Here is a 19295-nt window from a genome sequence, read left to right as displayed (position 1 = left end):
ATCAACGCTGCTAAAGCAGGAGACTTTGAAAAAGCAGATGAAAAATTAAAAGAATCTGATGGTTTTTTGACTGAAGCGCATAATGTCCAAACCGAGATGTTAACTGAAGAAGCTAAGGGAAACCATGCTAAAGTTTCACTACTAACGGTTCATTCACAAGACCATATCATGAATGCCATTACTTTTAGAGATCTAGCTGGAGAAATCGTTGATTTATATAAAAAATAATATAGTATTTTTTATATATTATTGTTTTTAAAATAAAAGTACCGCAGAAAAATTTAAATTTTCTACGGTACTTTTTTATTTGAGGATTTTAGGCACGATATATTGTTGATAATAGTTTTGGTAAGTTTTAGCGGTAATCTCCGACGCCGTCCCACTAGTCCCAAATTCTTTAATTTTCTTGGCACTGAAATTAGCTTTTTTGATGGCGCTGACGGAGAAGATTTGTGCATCATCGCCCACTAAAAACTTAACATTTTTAGCAGAGGTCGGTAACTTGGTATTTTTGATACTTTTTAGAACTGCTAACGTATTGGGGACGTAATTTCTGGTAAAGCTAAAGATATCGATTTTAGGTACTTTAATAATAATGTTATTGTCCGTAAAATTGATCTGAAAAGGAATTCTCGAATTAATATTATTGGCAATTTGATTTTCAATTACCGTTGCACTATCAGACGCATCATCTGTGGTATAATCACTGGAATCTGATTTAGCCATTTGGTTGTTGGTTAAGTTAGGATAGGTCTGAATTCCAAGGGCCGCTAAAATTACAATTGCGATGTTTGACTTAGAAAAAATTCTAAGGGGTTTAAATTTTTTAGATTTTGGCATCTTCCTGTTCCGTTTCATTTTCTATATAATAAAGCATTAATAATAGACAATATATTACTTATACAATTATATTAAACAATGTATTAATACACAAACGTTTGTTTGCTATTTGGGGCTTAAATCGTATTTTAGAATGGAGCAAATAATGATTAAATATGCAATTTTTGATTTGGACGATACTTTACTGGATTTTAAGCGGGGAGAACGAGAAGGCTTAACCAAAATAATGACTAAATATGGGGTTTCTGACTTGAAGCAGGGGTTTGATACATACACCAAAATTAACCATCAAGTTTGGGAAGCAATTGAACAAGGTCAGGCTAGAGATGCTCTATTGAATACGCGCTTTTCCAAAGCTTTTAATTTATTAGGAATTAAAGTTGACGGAGCAACGGTGGAGGCAGAATATCGTAGTAGCTTAGACACTAATTTTTACAAACTACAAGGCGTAGATGAGCTTCTAAGCGATCTAAAAGCGGCGGGGATCCATTTACTAGTAGGAACTAATGGCGTCAAAGAAACGCAGCTTCGTCGCTTAAAAGGTTCAGGACTAGAGCATTATTTTGAAGACTATTTCATCTCAGAAGACATTGGGTTTGCTAAGCCAGATAAACGTTTCTTTGAACCGATGTTTAAAAAATATGGAAATTTAACGACGAACGCCGTGATGGTGGGCGATCGGCTTCAAGCCGACGTTTTGGGTGCCAAACGCGCACAATTAAACAGTATTTGGTACAATCCTCAAGCATTACCGGTAGTTCAAGCCTACCAACCTACTTATGTGGCCAATTCGTTTAAACAAATTAAAAAAATTATCTTAAACGCGTAATTTAAAATGCATGGATAAACTAATTTTTGGTGCATTTTTTAGCGCCGTGAAGGTCAACTAACTAAAATGTTTTTCAAGATTTTTAAATCTTTGAAGAACATTTTTTTAGATTTCATGTCACTCTTTTTTGATTAATTTTAAGAAAAATAGGGTATCCAGCAAAACGCGCAGACAAGGCGTTTTAATGGATACCCTATACTATATATTGTATTATACACATGGATAAGCACATAGATGTTGTGTTTTCAAGAATTGAATTTAAAAAATTTCGGAGTAATCTTTAGATATGGTTATTTGAATTATCGACAGAAAGAAGGACCGATAATGAATGCGCAGAGTTAGAACATTCGACATCAATCATATCTTAAATCGAGGTTATCAATCAACCTCATATTTCAAAGTGAAACATTTTTTTAATGTTTGGGGTCCCGGCTTAATTGTGATGTTAGCTGATACCGATGCAGGGTGTTTGATCACTGCAGCTCAGTCGGGAGCTCAATGGGGATATACAATGATTCTTCCCCAAATCTTATTGATTCCAGTCTTATATTTTGCGCAAGAGATGACGGTCCGCCTCGGAATTGTGACTAAAAAAGGACATGGTGAGTTAATCCGAGAGTATTTTGGTAAGAAGTGGGCTTGGATTTCGGCTGGAACCCTAGCTATTTCAGCTATTGGCGCATTATTGACGGAATTTGTAGGGATTGCCGGAGTGGGCGAAATGTTTGGTATTTCCAAATGGATTACAATTCCCATTGCGACCGTTTTACTGATTGCCATTGCGTTTAGCGGCAGCTATCGACGGGTTGAAAAAGTAGGTGTCATGATTGGTTTAGCAGAGTTGGCTTTTTTAGTCGTGGTAGTAATGGTTAAACCGCAACTGGGCGATATGGTGCGTGGTATTGGTACCATTCCATGGCATAATTCATCCTATATTTATTTAGTGGCTGCTAATGTTGGAGCAGTAATTATGCCGTGGATGATTTTTTATCAACAAGGAGCCGTAGTCGACAAAAATTTGGGCGTGGAAAGTATTAACAAAGAAAAACATGATACTTTTGTGGGAACCTTGGTGACGCAGGGAATTATGTTAACGTTTGTGATTGCTTTTGCGGCGACGATGGGACTTCAGCATCAGCAAGTGGCCTTAGAAACGGTCAGTGACTTAGCCAGTGGTTTAAGTGCATTTATCGGAAGTTATCCGGCTAAATTATTTACGGGAATGAGCTTATTAGGTGGATCATTGGTGGCTGCGTTAGTCGTAGCCCTAGCCGGCACTTGGGGCGTTACTGAGGTTTTAAATTGGAAACATAGTTTAAACGAACCGCTTCAAAAGGGAAGTATAGGGTTTTACATAATTTACTGCTTGGCACATATTATTGGGGCCATTTTGGTATTAGCTAACATCAATTTAGTTAATTTAGCAGTTTCAGTGGAAGTAATGAACGCTTTACTTTTACCAATTGTTTTAGGTTTTTTGTTAATTCTGGAAGCGAAAGTTTTACCAGAAAAATATCGCATGCACGGAGTTTATCGTTGGTTAGTGACGGTTTTGTGCATGGTAGTGATGGGGTTCGGTTTATACATGGTTGGACCTATTATGGGGATTTGGTAGAAAGGGGATTGAATTTTAGATGGATAGTATCAAAACTGTATTAAGTACCAAAATTGAAAATTTGAAAAAAATGAAGGTGACAAAAGTTGATGGGGAAGTCGTTAACTTTTACCCTTATAAAATTGCTTTAGTAGTAGAAACATTAACCTCTGATGCGGCGCTCCAGACCAGCTTAAAAGAACAAATTTTTAATCGTATTGCTGATGATGGGAACAATAACATCAGCACAGCCGATATTAGACAAGTTTTTCAAGAAATTTTGCGTTTAAACAATCAAGCTGAGCTATTAGAACGGTACGAAGCTTATCGGGAAAAAGATATTAAAAAATGGAAGACCGCCATTGACCCACAATACAAACTTAATCAGCTTTTTAACGGAAATGACATGGTGGTTCATGAAAACGCCAACAAAGACAGCAATGTTTTTAGTACTAGAAGAGATTTAACTGCCGGAATGGTGGGTAAATCAGTGGGATTAACCATGATGCCTGAAATTGTAGCTAAGGCTCATTTAAGAGGAGATATCCATTTCCATGATTTAGATTATTCTCCATTAACTTCGATGACCAACTGTTGTCTAATTGATTTTAAGGGGATGCTGGAAGAGGGCTTTAAGATCGGAAATGCAGATGTGGAACCTCCTAAGTCAATCCAAACAGCGACTGCTCAAATGTCACAGATTATTGCTAATGTGGCTTCTAGTCAATATGGTGGTTGTTCGGCCGATCGAGCAGATGAATTGCTTGCTCCATACGCTAAATTAAACTATGAAAAACATTTAAAAGAAGCTGAAGAATGGGTTGAAGAAGGTCGCCAAGACGAATTTGCTAAAACAAAAACGGCTAAGGATATTTATGATGCAATGCAGGCTCTAGAATACGAGGTTAATACTTTGTTTTCATCTAATGGGCAAACTCCTTTTACCACGGTCGGATTCGGATTAGGAACTTCCTGGTTTGAACGAGAAATCCAAAAAGCAATCCTCAAGGTTCGGATTAAAGGTTTGGGCAAGCAGCATCGTACCGCGATTTTTCCTAAACTAGTCTTTTCAATCAAACGTGGTTTAAATCTCAATGTTGGTGATCCTAACTATGACATTAAGCAACTTGCGGTTGAATGTGCCACTAAGAGAATGTACCCCGATGTCTTGATGTACGACAAGATTGTAGAATTGACGGGGAACTTTAAAGCTCCAATGGGCTGCCGTAGTTTCTTACAAGCATGGAAAGATGCAAACGGAAATGAAGTTAATAATGGTCGGATGAATTTAGGCGTAGTAACCATTAATTTACCGCGCATTGCGCTGGAAGCTAAAGGCGATCGCCAAGTATTTTGGGAAATCATGGAAGACCGCGTTGAAACCGCTCGGCGTGCGCTATTATTCCGAATTAAACGTTGTCGTCAGGCACAGCCGCAGAATGCACCCATTCTTTACAAAAATGGTGCATTTGGCAAACGTCTCCAAGATGAAGACGAGGTCGATGAATTATTTAATAAGAATCGAGCAACGATATCGTTAGGATACATTGGGTTATACGAAGTCGGCACGGCTTTCTTTGGCGCCAATTGGGAACAAAATCCGGAAGCTCATGATTTTACCGTAAAAATTGTTAAGTACTTGCATGATTACTGCCTCCAATGGGAAAACGAATATGGCTATCATTTTAGCGTTTATTCCACACCAGCTGAATCACTAACGGATCGTTTTTGTGAAGACGATATTGAAAAGTTTGGTAAGGTAAAAGACATTACTGACAAAGAATATTACACCAACAGTTTCCACTATGATGTGCGTAAAAATCCTACACCATTTGAAAAATTAAGTTTTGAGGAAGCATATCCTAAGTACGCTTCGGGTGGATTTATTCATTACTGTGAGTATCCCAATTTAAAACAAAATCCGGCTGCGCTAGAAGCGGTCTGGACTTGGGCTTATGACCATGTCGGTTATTTAGGGACTAATGCTTCAATCGATCATTGCTACAAATGTGGTTATGATGGCGATTTTAAACCCACTGCCCGGGGCTTCGAATGTGCACAGTGTGGTAATCGCGATCCTAAGACTTGTGATGTAGTCAAAAGAACCTGTGGATATTTGGGTAATCCAATGATTCGTCCGATGGTCCATGGTCGTCATCAAGAAATTGCATCACGGGTTAAACATATGGGTCAAGGTGAAGCCAATGAATAAATCACGACCAGTACGTTTACCTAAAAATCCGGAACCACAAGCCTGGTTGGCAGCTGATCGTAGTCTCCAATACATTGCCGACTACAAACCTTTTAACATGGTGGATGGTGAAGGGATTCGGTGTAGCTTGTATGTTTCTGGCTGCTTATTTAATTGCCCAGGTTGTTATAACAAAGCGGCGCAAAATTTTCATTATGGGACGCCCTATTCAGATGAATTAGAAGATCAAATTATGAAGGACCTCGCCAATAGTTACGTACAAGGTTTAACGTTGCTAGGAGGAGAACCGTTTTTGAACACGCAAGTTTGTTTGCGATTGGTGCGCCGAATCCGAGCTGAATTTGGTAACGAAAAAGATATTTGGTCGTGGACTGGCTATACTTGGGACGAACTGATGCAAGAATCATATGATAAATTACAACTATTAAGTTATTTAGATATTTTGGTGGACGGACGCTTTTTAGAAGCTGAAAAGGATTTGAGCTTACAGTTTCGGGGAAGTGCCAACCAAAGAATCATTGACGTCCCTAAATCGTTAAAAGAAAATCGGGTAATTATTTGGGATAAGCTAATTCGATAAATGGGGATGATATAGTATGAGTACGCTATTAATTAAAGATTTAAAGGTGGTTGCCGGAGAGGAACCCATTCTTAACGGAGTGAATTTAGAAATTAAAGCTGGCGAAGTACATGCGTTGATGGGTCCAAATGGGACAGGAAAATCAACCCTATCAGAAACCATCATGGGCAACCCGCTTTATCAGATTGTGGAAGGACAAATCTTTTTAGATGGTCAAGATATTACAACTATGAGTGTGGATGAACGTGCCCGAGCAGGGATGTTTTTAGCAATGCAATATCCGACGGAAGTTGCCGGAATTTCGAACGCCGATTTTATTCACGCAGCCTTAAATGCGCGGAATGGAAATCAGCCAGTGGCCATTTTACCGTTTTTAAATGAACTAAAACAACAAATGGATTTTTTAGAAATTGATGAAGACTATGCTGACCGGGGCTTAAATGCTGATTTTTCTGGTGGTGAAAAGAAACGCAATGAAATTTTACAAATGATGATGCTGAAACCGAGCTTTGCCATTTTAGATGAAATTGATTCTGGTTTGGATATTGATGCTTTGCAAATTGTGGCTAAGGGAATTAATGCAATGCGAAGTGATCAATTTAGTTGCTTGATGGTGACTCATTATCAGCGTTTATTAAATTATGTGGTTCCTGATGTGGTCCACATTATGATGGGCGGTAAAATTGTGAAAACAGGTGGCCCAGAACTCGCCCAAGAGCTAGAAAAAACGGGTTATGCCGATTTAAGTGGTGCCGTGGAGGGGAGCGATAACGATTGAAACAAAATTAGAATCGCCAACTAAATATCCGAAAATTATGGGGATTAAATATGATCCTCAAAATTTTAGCTATGCATCGATGACAACGACGAAGTGGTCGTGGAAAGCTAATCCATTAGCCTTACAAGAGCTACAGGCCGCAGGTGGCAGGATTCAAGTTTTCGGCCCCACGCAGCAGCTTAGTGTCGCCGGAAAACAATTGTTAGAAAGTGAATTGCAAGCTAATGTGGATAATCAATTTATGGTGGAACATGCCCAGCAATCTTGGCAAGGACTTGAGCTGATTCTACCAGCACGGGTGACCTTAAAAAATAAGTTGCACCTCGAAATTACCTTCGAAGCAGCACAACCTTCCGCTTTTACCATGCTATTGAACGTTGGTGTGGGTAGTCAGATGCAATTAGAACGCGAAATCCATTATCCACCAGCTAGCACCCGGCTTAACTTATTAACATGTGGAAAAGTGGAAGCCGATAGTCGATTAAATTTAGTTGATCGGTTGCAAGGCGGACAGTCGCCACAGCAAAGTTTATGGATGGCAAACTTGCATTGTCAAAAAGACGCTCAGTTAGATTGGTCATTTTACCCTGAGGTGAAGGGTAAAGTACTTGGAAAATGTATCACGGTGCTTGAAGAACAGGGAAGCTCTGCTGTATTCAAAGTGGGCCAATTTGGTCGTCAGGATGATTGGATTGGAATTCAAGGATTAATCGACCATCGTGCTCCCAAGACATTTAGCCGAATTAAAATGCGAGGGGTTCTTTATGAAAAGGCCCAGGTGTATTTTACTAGTATCGGTAAGATTAATAAGGGAGCCCATGGAGCTAATGCAGCCCAAGAAAGCCGGTTAATGACCATTGAACCGCATGCTAAGGGAAGTGTTAATCCCTTGTTAATTATTGACGAAAATGATGTGCAAGCTGGCCATGCTGCTAGTGTAGGACAGTATGATGAAGAAGCGTTGTACTATCTTTTAAGTCGGGGATTAGCGGAGGTGGATGCTAAACAAATTTTAATCAATAATTTCATGGAACCTGTTTTACCAAAAGAAACTGTGGAAAAGTAATGGTGGTAAATAATGATAGATGATCAAAAAATAGCCTATTTAGATAATGCAGCGACCATGCCGATGCCAGACGAAGTATTGGAAGTAATTGATACGTACTACCATGCCCATAAAGTTAATGTGCATCGGGGAATGTATCGGTTAGCTCACCAAGTTACGGAGCAATATGAAGCAGTTCGCCAAGCTACGGCTAATTTTATCAATGCTCAGGACTCGTCGGAGATTATTTTTACCAGTGGCACGACCGATGCCCTAAATTTAGTTGCTTTTGGTTATGCGGAAAAACAACTTCAACCAGATGATGAAATTATTATCAGTGTTTTAGAACACCATTCGAACTTCATTCCGTGGCAACGCGTGGCTCGTAAAACTGGCGCAAAATTGAAAATTGTCGGTTTAGACGACCAACAAAATTTAGATATGCAGCAATTTTCCGAATTGCTTACGGAGAAAACCAAGCTAGTCGCCACTACGTTAGTTTCCAATGTGCTAGGAAGCATTGTGGATGCCAAGCAAATTATTGAACAAACGCATCATATGGGGGGAGTGGTTGTATTAGATGCTGCTCAAGCAGTTGGTCATTTACCCTTAGATGTTCAAAAATTGGATGCGGATTTTTTAGCCTTTTCTGGACATAAAATGTATGGGCCTACCGGAGTCGGAGTTTTATATGGAAAACGGAACTTGTTAGAACAGGTTGAGCCTTTGCGATTTGGCGGGGAAATGGCTGATGAAGTTGATGCTCAAACGGCGACGTTTCAATCGCTCCCCCTACGGCTAGAAGCCGGTACGCCTAACATTGCCGGAGTTTTAGGTTTGGGGGCTGCTATTCAATATCTACAAAAGATCGGGTTTACAACCATTCAACAACATGAACAGCAATTATTGAATCAGTTATACCAAGGATTACAGCAGATACCAGCAATTAAAATTTATGGTCCAAGGTCCGCGGCCGAGCGCCAAGGGGTGCTTAGTTTTAACTATGGAACTATTCATGCCCATGATGTAGCGACCATTATTGATACTGAAAATGTAGCGGTTAGAGCCGGACATATGTGTGCGGAACCTTTAATGCAAGCTCTAGGAGTAAGTAGCGTCGTCCGGGCCAGTGTTTCGTATATGAATACGACGGAGGATGTCGAACAACTTTTAGCAGCAATGAATCAGGTGGGTCAAATTTTATTATGAGTAATATTCAAGAACTTTATCAAAAAATAATTGTAAATCATGCTAAATATCCGATCGGAGTCGGAGTTTTACCGCAATATAATTACCATGCTAAATTGAAAAATCCTGATTGTGGGGATGATATTGAGGTTTATCTCAAGGTGGTGGATCAGCATTTGGAACAGATTAGTTTTACGGGACAAGGGTGTATCATCAGTCAAGCTTCTGCCAGCATGATGGTGGATGCTTTGTCAGGCAAGCGCATTTTAGAAGCGCAACAATTGATGCAAAATTTTCAGAACTTGATTCTGGGAAAAGATTATGATGAAAGCCAATTAGGTGATTTAATCGCGTTTGCGACCCTCAACCAATTTCCAACGCGTGTTCGTTGTGGAATGCTAGCATGGCATGCAATGGCAGATGGATTGAATCAAGGAGGAATCAGCTTTGGAAAGTGAAAATCCACAGTTTGAAAAAGACCAATTAAGGGATGAACGTGGAGCGATGGATCCAGTCGCCCCCGTTTTTTCAACAGGAGTGGGGATTGATGCTGAAACAATCAAGCAGATTTCTCAGGCTAAAAATGAACCGGCGTGGATGCTTGAAATTAGGTTGGCAGCTTATCAAACCTATTTAGACTTACCGATGCCCAAATTTGGTCCCGATTTGAATGGAATTGATTTGGACCAAATTAAGTATTTCCAACGTGCTACGGATCACATCGCTCGGGACTGGGAAGACGTTCCCAATGATATTAAGGCTACTTTTGAACGGATTGGTGTGCCAGAAGCCGAGCGTAAATATTTGGCGGGCTCCGCTGCGCAATATGAATCAGAAGCCATTTATAGTAATCTCAAAAAAGATTTGGAAAGCCAAGGGATTATTTTTATGGATACCGATTCGGCGCTCCAGAAACATCCAGATTTAGTTCGCCAATGTTTTGGAACACTGGTTCCTGCTGATGATAATAAGTTTGCAGCACTTAACACGGCGGTTTGGTCCGGTGGTACCTTTTTGTATGTACCAAAGAATGTCCATGCTGATATTCCAATTCAAAGTTATTTTCGGATTAATGCTGGAAGAACTGGTCAATTTGAACGAACGCTCATCATCGTTGAAGAAGGTGGGAGTGTTAATTATGTTGAAGGTTGCACGGCGCCCAACTATTCCGAAGATAGTTTGCATGCGGCGGTCGTAGAAGTTTTTGTTAAAAAAGATGGCTATTGTCGTTATACAACCATCCAAAACTGGTCGACCAATGTCTATAGCTTAGAAACTAAGCGTGCTCAAGCTGAGACGAACGCTACCATGGAATGGATTGACGGTAACCTAGGTTCTAAAGTGACGATGAAATATCCCAGCATTTACTTAGTTGGCCAAGGAGCTACGGGTTCCATGCTTTCAATTGCCGCTGCCGGCGCCAATATGCATCAAGATACTGGCGCCAAAATGATTCATATGGCCCCGCATACGCACAGTACCATTGTTTCTAAAGCAATTTGCCACAATGGTGGTCGAGCAGATTATCGAGGATTGATTAAGTACACTAAAGCCGCAACTAAGGCTAAATCGCATGTGGAATGTGACACGATTTTAATGGACCCCGATAGTGCTAGCGACACTTTCCCAGTCAATGATATTGAAACTAGTGATGGAACGATTGAACATGAAGCCCATGTCTCTAAAATCGCAGAAGATCAATTATATTACATGCAAAGTCGCGGTTTGGATGAAGCAACGGCGTCCCAGTTGATTGTGATGGGCTTTCTAGAGCCTTTTACTAAGCAATTACCGATGGAATATGCGGTGGAATTAGATCGGCTAATTAAGTTTCAAATGGAAGATAGTATTGGATAAATTTAAAAGAGTAATACGTAGAAAGCCCTATAATAGTGGCTTTTAGGCGTATTACTCTTTTTTTATAAACAAAATTGTTGACTTTATGTCGTTATCGTCATATAGTTATTTATGTTGATAACAACATAAACGCAAAAATAAAGGGGTAAAAAATCATGGAAAAAACTTTTAAAACTTTAGATGACTTTTTAGGAACACATTTTATTTACACATACGATAATGGTTGGGAATACGAATGGTATGCTAAAAATGATCATACTGTTGATTACCGAATTCATGGTGGAATGGTTGCTGGACGTTGGGTAAAAGACCAAGAAGCTCATATTGCTATGTTAACGGAAGGTATTTACAAAGTAGCTTGGACTGAACCAACTGGTACTGATGTAGCCTTGGACTTTGTTCCTAATGAAAAGAAATTAAATGGAACCATTTTCTTCCCTAAGTGGGTTGAAGAACATCCAGAAATCACCGTTACTTTCCAAAATGAACATATTGATTTAATGGAAGAATCTCGTGAAAAATATGAAACTTACCCTAAGCTAGTTGTCCCAGAATTTGCTACAATTACTTATATGGGTGATGCAGGCCAAGACAACGATGAAGTTATTGCCGAAGCTCCATACGAAGGTATGACTGACGACATCCGCGCTGGTAAGTACTTTGATGAAAACTACAAACGCATTAACAAATAAAGTTTAGATTTGGAGAGAAACCAATAATGCCAAGACCAAGAGTTTTACCGTACATTATTTTAGGATTATTAAATAAAAATGGAATGATGTCTGGTAAAGATATGATTAGTGAGTTTAAAACTGATATAAGTGAGTTTTGGACGGTATCACATAGTCAGCTCTATCCCGAACTACAACGGATGGTGGATGAAAAGCAGATTAAGGTGGCTGAAGATGTGGAAGTTAAGGATCGGAAGGTCATCAATTACGTGATTGAAGCTAAAGGGCAAGAGACGCTAAAAAGATGGCTTGCCGAACCGATTACCTTAAAGAATGATGAATTAACATCATTGAAACTTTATTGTATTTCAGATCAACGAGCACCGATTTTGCAACAAATTTTAAGACAGTGTTTGGCATTGCATCAACAAAAGGTAGTTCATTTAAAAGCTCGAAAAGAATTATTATTTGGGGATGAATCGGCGATTAAAGCAAATTACGGACACTATTTGATTTTATCCAGAGCCATCGAACGTGAATCGGACTATGTCAATTGGCTTCAATCTAAAATAAACTAATAAAAAGCGTTGAATCTAAGCCGAGTTAGGCTGATGATTCAACGTTTTTTTGATGGTTTGTTGTTGTGAAATAGCCCAAAGAATTAGTAACAAAATAGTGAGGTAATTGATAGGTCCTAAAAAATATTTACCAATATGATAACCAATTAAATTTCAGATTAAACCTATGCTATTCTTAAAGTGGATAAATGTTTAATTAAATTGAGGAATGAAGGGGTTTTGGAGGATGAAGAAACAAGTATATATTATTATCAGCATTGTGTTAGTTATTTTAATTGCGTTATTGGCGTTAGCTAATACGGCAGCGACAAACATCAACTTTTTATTCACGACGATTAAGCTGCCATTAATTTTATTGATTTTGGTTTGTTTATTAATTGGTGCCTTTTTCATGTTTGTATTGTCGATGAGCTCTGCTATGAAGAAAAATAGCGAAATTAAAAATTTGAAAAATGAAGTTGAACAAACTAAGCGTGAATTAGGACAAAAGACGGAAGAACTAGAACGTCGTAAGAAAAATGCAGATACGCAACTAGGGCGTTAAATAATAAATAGGGTTAATTTGAAGGAGGACGTCTGTGGTAGGCGGGTAGATTGGTTATGGTTAAAAAAGCATGAAAATCGATGAGATTTTCATGCTTTTTTAGTTTTATAATAATTAATCAATTTTTTAACAGACTTATTTGCTATACGGTCGGTAATGTTCAGATTTACTTTCAAATTCTTTAATTTCGCTAATATATTCGCCTTCGAAAGTAATTAGAGAAACACCATCAAATTTAAATTCTTTGCCATGATCAACACAGGCAAAGAACCACTCCACTGTGAAATGAGATCCTTCATGATAAATATTTTTAATATCCCACTGGGTCACCGTTTGAACTTTAAACTTATGAGTCATCCATTGTCGGATTTCGATAAGTCCAACATATTCTGCACCATAACATTCCAGATAATGAATGGAAGGAGCAAAAATGTTTTCTAAAGCACTTTGATCTTTAAGTAACCAGATTGCAAAATATTTTTTTATTGTTTCGACTTGTTTATTCATAGTTTATTCACCAGATCGATTAAAGTTTATTTGAATTAATTGTTATCGAAATGCCATCAATATGGTACTTTTCAAAGCAATTTAAATCTAAAATTTCGATTTTACTTTAAAAGATACCTCTAATTTTAGAATAGTTTCTTTAATACATATTATACATGTAAATGTGAATAATATTTTTTTATTAAAAATACACGATATTTTAAAATACCCTTTACGTTGCACTACAGCGTGAGTTATACTGATATAATTGCAATATTTTTATTTAAATTTAAGAAACGATAAAGAGGTTTTAAAATGGCTTTAAGTGCTGAACAGGAAACAATGATTTGGAAAACTCTTAATGATACGCGTGGAAAGATCGAACCATCAGAATATAAGAATTATATTTTCGGAATTATGTTCTATAAGTTCCTGTCTGAAAAGGCTGAACGGTGGGTAAAAGATAATGCCGGTAATCAAACATGGGCAGAATTATGGAAACAAGATTCAGTCCGAGCAGCCGACTTTATGAAACGCAGTCTAGGTTATGTTATTCAACCAGATGACCTTTTTTCAGCGTGGCAAGCAGCCATTAATACAGATGAATTTAACGTTTTAATGATGTCAGATTCTTTAAGTCGATTTAATAAAAATTTGTACGGAGATGCTAAAGAAGATTTTGCTGGTATCTTTGATGATATGGATCTTACTTCTACGCGTTTGGGGAATAATGCTCAAATGCGGACAGCAACGATGATTGATATGATTAATTTAATGTCAAAAATCGAAACAAATGATAACGCAGATGTTTTGGGAGATTTGTATGAATATTTGATAGGGATGTTTGCTGCCAACTCTGGAGCTAAGGCTGGAGAATTTTACACACCACATCAAGTGTCTGATATCATGGCTCAATTACTTACATCCGGTAGAGAAAATAAAGAACAGTATAGCTTATACGACCCTACAATGGGATCAGGATCGCTCTTATTGACGACAGCCTCACATATGCAGAAAGCAGGAGTACGGGGAGCTATTAAGTACTATGGACAAGAGTTAATTACAACAACCTATAATCTTGCCCGAATGAATTTGATGATGCATGGAGTGGAATACAACGATATAAATTTAAGAAATGCTGACACTTTGAATGGTGATTGGCCTGACGGTGTAATTGAAGGTGTAGATTCACCTCGGATGTTCGACGCAGTTATGGCTAACCCACCTTATTCATTAAAATGGGATAACAAAAATCGTGAAGAAGATGTACGTTTTAAGTATGGGGTTGCGCCTGCTTCTAAAGCTGATTATGCCTTCTTGCTGCATAGTTTATACCATTTAAAACAAGATGGTCGAATGGCAATTGTGTTACCTCATGGAGTATTGTTCCGTGGAGCAGCCGAAGGAAAAATTCGGAAACAATTATTGGATAACCATCATATTTCAGCAATTATTGGTTTGCCAGAAAAAATCTTTACCAACACTGGAATTCCAACCATTATTATGGTTTTAGAAAAGCAACGTCAATCAGATAATGTTTTATTTATTGATGCATCTAATGATTTTGAAAAGGCCAAAAATAGTAATATTTTGCGTGATGAAGATGTATCAAAAATTGTAAAAGCGTGCTTAGATCGAAAAGATATCGAAAAGTATGCTCATGTGGCAACGATGGATGAAATCATTGAAAATGATTACAATTTAAATATTCCACGTTATGTCGATACCTTTGAGGAAGAGGAACCAGTGGATGCTCAGAAATTGTTAGATGATATGAAAGAAATTAACGCTAAAGAAAAGCAATTAATGTCTGAATTGAGCGAACAATTTGATCAATTAGTAGGTACGGATGAAGAGAGTTCGAAGTATCTTGAGTTATTGAGGGAGGTTCTCAATAATGCAAGATAAAGTGCAAAAAATGTCTCCTGAAATCCGATTTAAAGGCTATACTGACGCTTGGGTACTGCGGAAGTTAAACGATATTGGAAATACCTATAATAGTCTCTCTGGAAAATCAAAAGAAGACTTTAATCATGGAGATGCACACTATGTTACTTATTTGAACGTATTCAACAATCCGGTATCTAGTAAAAACGGTATTGAAAAAATAGAAATAGATTCGAAACAGCAACAGGTAAAGTACGGAGATATTTTTTTTACAACATCATCCGAAACACCTGAGGAAGTTGGAATGAGTTCTGTTTGGATATATAACATTCCAAATACTTATTTAAATAGTTTTTGTTTTGGTTATAGACTGAATGTTAAATATAATTTATTCTTTCTTTCGTACGTTTTCAGAAATATTTATTTTAGAAAACAAATTATTAAACTTGCTCAAGGCATATCTAGGTATAACATTTCAAAGAAAAAAGTATTACAATTATCGATTTCAATTCCAAAATTAGGTGAACAGGAAGCTATCGGTTCTTTATTCAAAAAATTCGACGACCTCATCGCTCTTCAACAGCGTAAGATTGATACCTTAAAACTACTTAAAAAGGCGTTGTTACAGCAAATGTTTCCTGAAAAAGGAAAAGATATTCCAAATATGAGATTCACTAATTTCAATGAAATATACCAACAGCGTAAATTAAAAGAATTACTGATAAAAAATTCGAAAAAGAATAAAGAACTTTCGATAAGCAATGTTGAATCAGTTTCGAACAAAGTCGGGTTTATTAAACAAACCGAGCAATTTGAAGATTATTCTGTTGCAAGTTCGAACCTTTCTAATTATTATGTTATTAAACCTAAACAATTTGCATACAATCCTTCCAGAATTAACGTTGGTTCTATTGCATATAAAAAAGAAAAAGATGATATTTCCGTCGTTTCACCATTGTATGTATCCTTTTCGACTAAAAATACGATTATTGATGATAACTATCTATGGTTTTGGTTTAAAACAAGTGATTTTGAGCGACAAAGGCAAAAATATTCTGAGGGTGGTGTAAGAGATACGCTATCTTTTAATCAATTTTCAGAAATGAAATTAATGTTACCAAATATAAAAGAACAAAAATTATTTGGTGGCTTCGTGAAGAAATCAGAATATCATTTGAAGTTGATTGAACAAAAGTTCAATGGATTAAAAACTATAAAGAAAGCTCTTCTCCAAAAAATGTTTATCTAAAATTTATATACCAAACTTAAAGTCTTTGTAGATAATTAATATTGATTTTTAAAATCAATTAATTATCTAGGAGGGCTTTTTATTTATGAGGAAAAAGCAAGCATCGCAGTTATTTTATAGTTATTTTGAGGAATGGATTGATTTATACAAAGTGGGGTCTGTTCGTTCTGTTACCTTAGACAAATATTTGATGAGTTTACGGTGGGTCAGGCGTTTAGCTCCAACTTTGAAATTAGCTGATTTGAATAAAAGAAGTTATCAAGAAATGTTGAATGGTTATGCGATACATCATGAAAAACAGACTACATTAGATTTCCATCATCAAGTTAAAAGTGCGATTTTAGATGCATTAGATGAAGGTGTTATTTCTACAAATCCAACTCGCAAAGTTGTTATTAAGGGTAAAGCACCTGTGAAAACACGAAATAAATTTTTGAATGAGTACGACGTAAAAAAATTAATTCATCAGTTGCAACTTGAAAATCACTTAAATTGGGATTGGTTTTTGCTATTAATCATTAAAACTGGATTACGTTTTTCAGAAGCGCTGGCGCTAACACCTGAAGATTTTGACTTTAATAAACAACTACTACGTGTTAATAAGACTTGGGATTATAAAAGCTGCCATGGTAGCTTCCAAAAGACTAAAAATGAATCTTCTGTTAGAAAAATACGAATCGATTGGCAATTAGCTATGCAATTTTCACAAATGATTCAAAACTTACCCAGTGATCAGCCTATTTTTGTTAATGAAAAGCGCATCTTTAACTCTACCGTGAATAATCGGCTAAAAAAGCTTTGTGAGAAAGCTAAAATTCCTCCAATTTCAGTTCATGGACTAAGACACACTCATGCTTCATTATTACTGTTTGGAAATGTTTCCATTGCAAGTGTTGCACAAAGGCTAGGTCATTCAAGTATGACTACTACTCAAGAAACTTATTTACATATTATTAAAGAATTAGAGGCACAGGATAGTGAAAAAATTATGCAACAGATGACAAAAATTAGTTAAAAAATAAGATATTAAAATTGCTCGGTAGCAATTTTAATATCTTATTTTTTATAGGAACATTTTTTGGAGAAGAGATTCTTTTACCACTCTAAATTTATTTAATTTTTTATTATATATGTCAATTGCTAAATCGATATTAAACATAAAATTTGTTATAAATTTCATCTCACTTTTTGAAGGCATTTGTACAACAATCTCTAAGAAATCTGATTCACGTATTTTCCATTGTCCATATATAACTCCCTGGCGTAGCCTAATCATATCATTTATAAATTTCTTTTTAGTAGATAAAAGTCCTATAAATTCACTATAAATGTGATGTTTGGCATAAAAAATACTATATACTGGTGAAATCAAAGCTTTACCGGTTCTGTTTATGCCTATAGATCCAGTTTCTAGGTTGTTAGAGCTATATATAAAATCTGACAATTCAGTTTTTTTATATTTTTTATTTGAATTACTCAATAAAAAACTTCTATCATATCTTTCTGATTTAGAAATAATACCTTTATTCTTCACAAAAGATTTTAATAAATATTCTTTATTTTCTGTCATTTGCTCATTTCGCAATATTAAGATACTTTTCAATTTTTGCTGTCCCCATTTGACCGTAAAGTTAGTGAATCTCACCTTCGGAATATCTTCTTCTTTTTCAGGAAACATTTGCTGTAACAACGCCTTTTTAAGTAGTTTTAAGGTATCAATCTTACGCTGTTGAAGCCCGGATTCCAAAATTACATGAACATTTTTTGTAATAATGATTTTTTTACTGTTTTTATTTGGATGATTTTTTGATTGTTCAAATTCAAAAAATCATCCAAATTTTGAAGTAATAATGACATAATGTTCTGTTCGTCATAATTTAATGGTACACAAATTTTTATGTCTGACATAACATTATTCATCAATTTAGGATTTCCAACTTTAGATACATATTTCCAGGCAATACGATTAATGATTTCGGCGATTAATTGATTAGCATACTTATCTTTAGATATCAAAACTCCATTAACATTTGTACTATAAAATTTTCCTTTTCTAAAATTTACGGTTCCAGCATTCGCACCATCAGTTGTCCAAGTAATAGCATCTTCGAATAAAAATTTATCAAAATATCCTAGTAGTCCATTGTTTTTAGTTTGTGAAGAATACACCGGATATTTCTTAATATCTGTTTTCACTTCGGAAACGAGTGTCGCTGATAATACCTGACCTCTTGTCACTTTAAATATATTATTAATTTTATCTTGGTTCCAAGGTTCTTTAAAATGAATAGGTCTTATTCGAGGTATAATATGATTATTTTCTGGAATAATTTGTTGTAACAACGCCTTTTTAAGTAGTTTTAAGGTATCAATCTTACGCTGTTGAAGAACGATGAGGTTGTCGATTTTTTTGAATAAAGAACCGATGGCTTGCTGTTCATTTTTTTCTGTAAAAAATAAATTTGCATTTTTAATATCATTGGAATTGATTGATTCAAATGTGGATCCCGTGCTTAATCTCCTCCAATATCCATTAGTCTTCAACCTTAAGAGTGCTTGATATACAAACTCATTTCCTGTAACACTCGCAACGCCTCGGCCGAGTACGACATCAAAACTTGTCTTAGCAACTTCACCAACGGGAGCACGAACGCTTAGTATAATGTCTCCTCTTTTTCCTTTTTTCGTTACTTGCTTAGTCCATACACGAGGAATAACCCAACCGTTTTTCAAATCAGCGTTTCCCTGAACAAGGACATCGTAACTAGAATCATCAGTGTAATTAACAGAACTTGGCGATTGCCCCATTGTAATATTTACCACTTCACCCAACTTCCGTAGTACCCAAGCGTGAAAATTCATATTTAATACTCGCTAAATCCCAAAAATACACTTAAAAAATCACGAAATCGGATATAATAAAAAGTGAATAAGTAAGATTATCATCAAAATTTATG

At 36.5% G+C, this 19295-nt stretch carries 20 protein-coding genes; 16 read left to right on the top strand and 4 right to left on the bottom strand.

Going from position 1 to position 19295, the window contains the following annotated elements:
* Positions 1-228 (top strand): PTS lactose/cellobiose transporter subunit IIA (locus HFC68_RS08775; protein WP_167399823.1); only part of this gene is annotated, 228 nt, incomplete at its 5' end.
* 75 nt (positions 229-303) lie between these two features.
* Here HFC68_RS08775 and HFC68_RS08770 read toward each other — a convergent pair.
* The gene (locus tag HFC68_RS08770; RefSeq protein ID WP_167399822.1) at positions 304-840 is read right to left on the bottom strand and encodes a hypothetical protein; all 537 of its coding nucleotides are present in this window, start codon (positions 838-840) and stop codon (positions 304-306) included.
* A gap of 145 nt (positions 841-985) precedes the next feature.
* Here HFC68_RS08770 and HFC68_RS08765 point away from each other — a divergent pair, with 145 nt between their 5' ends.
* From HFC68_RS08765 to HFC68_RS08710, 12 genes are all read left to right on the top strand, one after another.
* Positions 986-1669 (top strand): YjjG family noncanonical pyrimidine nucleotidase, encoded by a 684-nt coding sequence (locus tag HFC68_RS08765; RefSeq protein ID WP_167399821.1) that lies wholly within the window; start codon positions 986-988, stop codon positions 1667-1669.
* A 328-nt stretch (positions 1670-1997) separates the two neighbouring features.
* The gene (locus HFC68_RS08760; protein WP_011673086.1) at positions 1998-3284 is read left to right on the top strand and encodes an NRAMP family divalent metal transporter; all 1287 of its coding nucleotides are present in this window, start codon (positions 1998-2000) and stop codon (positions 3282-3284) included.
* A gap of 19 nt (positions 3285-3303) precedes the next feature.
* Positions 3304-5475, top strand: coding sequence for an anaerobic ribonucleoside-triphosphate reductase (gene nrdD / locus HFC68_RS08755; protein ID WP_167399820.1), 2172 nt, complete (start codon positions 3304-3306; stop codon positions 5473-5475).
* On the top strand, positions 5468-6055 hold the full coding sequence (gene nrdG, locus HFC68_RS08750) for an anaerobic ribonucleoside-triphosphate reductase activating protein (protein WP_002834033.1): 588 nt from the start codon (positions 5468-5470) through the stop codon (positions 6053-6055). Before nrdD ends, nrdG begins: the two co-directional genes overlap by 8 nt.
* Before the next feature lie 16 nt (positions 6056-6071).
* Positions 6072-6833: a Fe-S cluster assembly ATPase SufC gene (gene sufC, locus HFC68_RS08745; protein ID WP_023440141.1), complete on the top strand. Its 762-nt coding sequence runs from the start codon at positions 6072-6074 to the stop codon at positions 6831-6833.
* Entirely contained in the window at positions 6805-7899 is a 1095-nt protein-coding gene (locus tag HFC68_RS08740; RefSeq protein ID WP_256682585.1) for a SufD family Fe-S cluster assembly protein, read from the top strand. Before sufC ends, HFC68_RS08740 begins: the two co-directional genes overlap by 29 nt.
* A 12-nt stretch (positions 7900-7911) precedes the next feature.
* On the top strand, positions 7912-9087 hold the full coding sequence (locus HFC68_RS08735) for a cysteine desulfurase (protein WP_167399819.1): 1176 nt from the start codon (positions 7912-7914) through the stop codon (positions 9085-9087).
* Positions 9084-9524, top strand: coding sequence for a Fe-S cluster assembly sulfur transfer protein SufU (gene sufU, locus HFC68_RS08730; RefSeq protein ID WP_011673089.1), 441 nt, complete (start codon positions 9084-9086; stop codon positions 9522-9524). Before HFC68_RS08735 ends, sufU begins: the two co-directional genes overlap by 4 nt.
* Before the next feature lie 46 nt (positions 9525-9570).
* The gene (gene sufB, locus HFC68_RS08725; RefSeq protein ID WP_167399824.1) at positions 9571-10923 is read left to right on the top strand and encodes a Fe-S cluster assembly protein SufB; all 1353 of its coding nucleotides are present in this window, start codon (positions 9571-9573) and stop codon (positions 10921-10923) included.
* A 155-nt stretch (positions 10924-11078) separates the two neighbouring features.
* Positions 11079-11615, top strand: coding sequence for a phenolic acid decarboxylase (locus HFC68_RS08720; RefSeq protein ID WP_002834025.1), 537 nt, complete (start codon positions 11079-11081; stop codon positions 11613-11615).
* Positions 11616-11641: 26 nt separating this feature from the next.
* Positions 11642-12172 (top strand): PadR family transcriptional regulator, encoded by a 531-nt coding sequence (locus tag HFC68_RS08715; RefSeq protein WP_167399818.1) that lies wholly within the window; start codon positions 11642-11644, stop codon positions 12170-12172.
* A 226-nt stretch (positions 12173-12398) separates the two neighbouring features.
* Entirely contained in the window at positions 12399-12716 is a 318-nt protein-coding gene (locus tag HFC68_RS08710) for a lipopolysaccharide assembly protein LapA domain-containing protein (protein ID WP_229564042.1), read from the top strand.
* A gap of 135 nt (positions 12717-12851) precedes the next feature.
* On the opposite strand, the gene HFC68_RS08705 is transcribed toward HFC68_RS08710, so the two are convergent.
* Entirely contained in the window at positions 12852-13223 is a 372-nt protein-coding gene (locus HFC68_RS08705; RefSeq protein ID WP_167399817.1) for a nuclear transport factor 2 family protein, read from the bottom strand.
* Between the two features lie 294 nt (positions 13224-13517).
* On the opposite strand from HFC68_RS08705, the gene HFC68_RS08700 reads away from it, so the two are divergent.
* The 3 genes from HFC68_RS08700 (at position 13518) to HFC68_RS08690 (ending at position 17353) form a co-directional block, all read left to right on the top strand.
* Positions 13518-15110: a type I restriction-modification system subunit M gene (locus HFC68_RS08700; RefSeq protein ID WP_167399816.1), complete on the top strand. Its 1593-nt coding sequence runs from the start codon at positions 13518-13520 to the stop codon at positions 15108-15110.
* Positions 15100-16338 (top strand): restriction endonuclease subunit S, encoded by a 1239-nt coding sequence (locus HFC68_RS08695; protein WP_167399815.1) that lies wholly within the window; start codon positions 15100-15102, stop codon positions 16336-16338. Before HFC68_RS08700 ends, HFC68_RS08695 begins: the two co-directional genes overlap by 11 nt.
* Before the next feature lie 85 nt (positions 16339-16423).
* Complete coding sequence (locus HFC68_RS08690) at positions 16424-17353, top strand: site-specific integrase (RefSeq protein WP_167399814.1); 930 nt, start codon at positions 16424-16426, stop codon at positions 17351-17353.
* 48 nt (positions 17354-17401) lie between these two features.
* Here the strand turns inward: HFC68_RS08690 and HFC68_RS09310 are convergent, their stop codons facing one another.
* Positions 17402-18016 (bottom strand): hypothetical protein, encoded by a 615-nt coding sequence (locus HFC68_RS09310; RefSeq protein ID WP_218574223.1) that lies wholly within the window; start codon positions 18014-18016, stop codon positions 17402-17404.
* 71 nt (positions 18017-18087) lie between these two features.
* Positions 18088-19200 (bottom strand): restriction endonuclease subunit S, encoded by a 1113-nt coding sequence (locus HFC68_RS09305; RefSeq protein ID WP_167400603.1) that lies wholly within the window; start codon positions 19198-19200, stop codon positions 18088-18090.
* Positions 19201-19295: the final 95 nt, after the last annotated feature.

This window comes from Pediococcus sp. EKM201D (assembly GCF_011800215.1).
GTDB lineage: Bacteria > Bacillota > Bacilli > Lactobacillales > Lactobacillaceae > Pediococcus > Pediococcus pentosaceus.
The sequence above is the reverse complement of the archived record's forward strand: the minus strand, read 5'-3'. Positions and strand labels throughout refer to the sequence as shown.

Coding starts and splice junctions, on each gene's coding strand:
- HFC68_RS08770 (WP_167399822.1), bottom strand. CDS start 840: ATGCCAAAATCTAAAAAATTTAAACCCCTTAGAATTTTTTCTAAGTCA.
- HFC68_RS08765 (WP_167399821.1), top strand. CDS start 986: ATGATTAAATATGCAATTTTTGATTTGGACGATACTTTACTGGATTTT.
- HFC68_RS08760 (WP_011673086.1), top strand. CDS start 1,998: ATGCGCAGAGTTAGAACATTCGACATCAATCATATCTTAAATCGAGGT.
- nrdD (WP_167399820.1), top strand. CDS start 3,304: ATGGATAGTATCAAAACTGTATTAAGTACCAAAATTGAAAATTTGAAA.
- nrdG (WP_002834033.1), top strand. CDS start 5,468: ATGAATAAATCACGACCAGTACGTTTACCTAAAAATCCGGAACCACAA.
- sufC (WP_023440141.1), top strand. CDS start 6,072: ATGAGTACGCTATTAATTAAAGATTTAAAGGTGGTTGCCGGAGAGGAA.
- HFC68_RS08735 (WP_167399819.1), top strand. CDS start 7,912: ATGATAGATGATCAAAAAATAGCCTATTTAGATAATGCAGCGACCATG.
- sufU (WP_011673089.1), top strand. CDS start 9,084: ATGAGTAATATTCAAGAACTTTATCAAAAAATAATTGTAAATCATGCT.
- sufB (WP_167399824.1), top strand. CDS start 9,571: ATGGATCCAGTCGCCCCCGTTTTTTCAACAGGAGTGGGGATTGATGCT.
- HFC68_RS08720 (WP_002834025.1), top strand. CDS start 11,079: ATGGAAAAAACTTTTAAAACTTTAGATGACTTTTTAGGAACACATTTT.
- HFC68_RS08715 (WP_167399818.1), top strand. CDS start 11,642: ATGCCAAGACCAAGAGTTTTACCGTACATTATTTTAGGATTATTAAAT.
- HFC68_RS08710 (WP_229564042.1), top strand. CDS start 12,399: ATGAAGAAACAAGTATATATTATTATCAGCATTGTGTTAGTTATTTTA.
- HFC68_RS08705 (WP_167399817.1), bottom strand. CDS start 13,223: ATGAATAAACAAGTCGAAACAATAAAAAAATATTTTGCAATCTGGTTA.
- HFC68_RS08700 (WP_167399816.1), top strand. CDS start 13,518: ATGGCTTTAAGTGCTGAACAGGAAACAATGATTTGGAAAACTCTTAAT.
- HFC68_RS08695 (WP_167399815.1), top strand. CDS start 15,100: ATGCAAGATAAAGTGCAAAAAATGTCTCCTGAAATCCGATTTAAAGGC.
- HFC68_RS08690 (WP_167399814.1), top strand. CDS start 16,424: ATGAGGAAAAAGCAAGCATCGCAGTTATTTTATAGTTATTTTGAGGAA.
- HFC68_RS09310 (WP_218574223.1), bottom strand. CDS start 18,016: ATGTTTCCTGAAAAAGAAGAAGATATTCCGAAGGTGAGATTCACTAAC.
- HFC68_RS09305 (WP_167400603.1), bottom strand. CDS start 19,200: ATGAATTTTCACGCTTGGGTACTACGGAAGTTGGGTGAAGTGGTAAAT.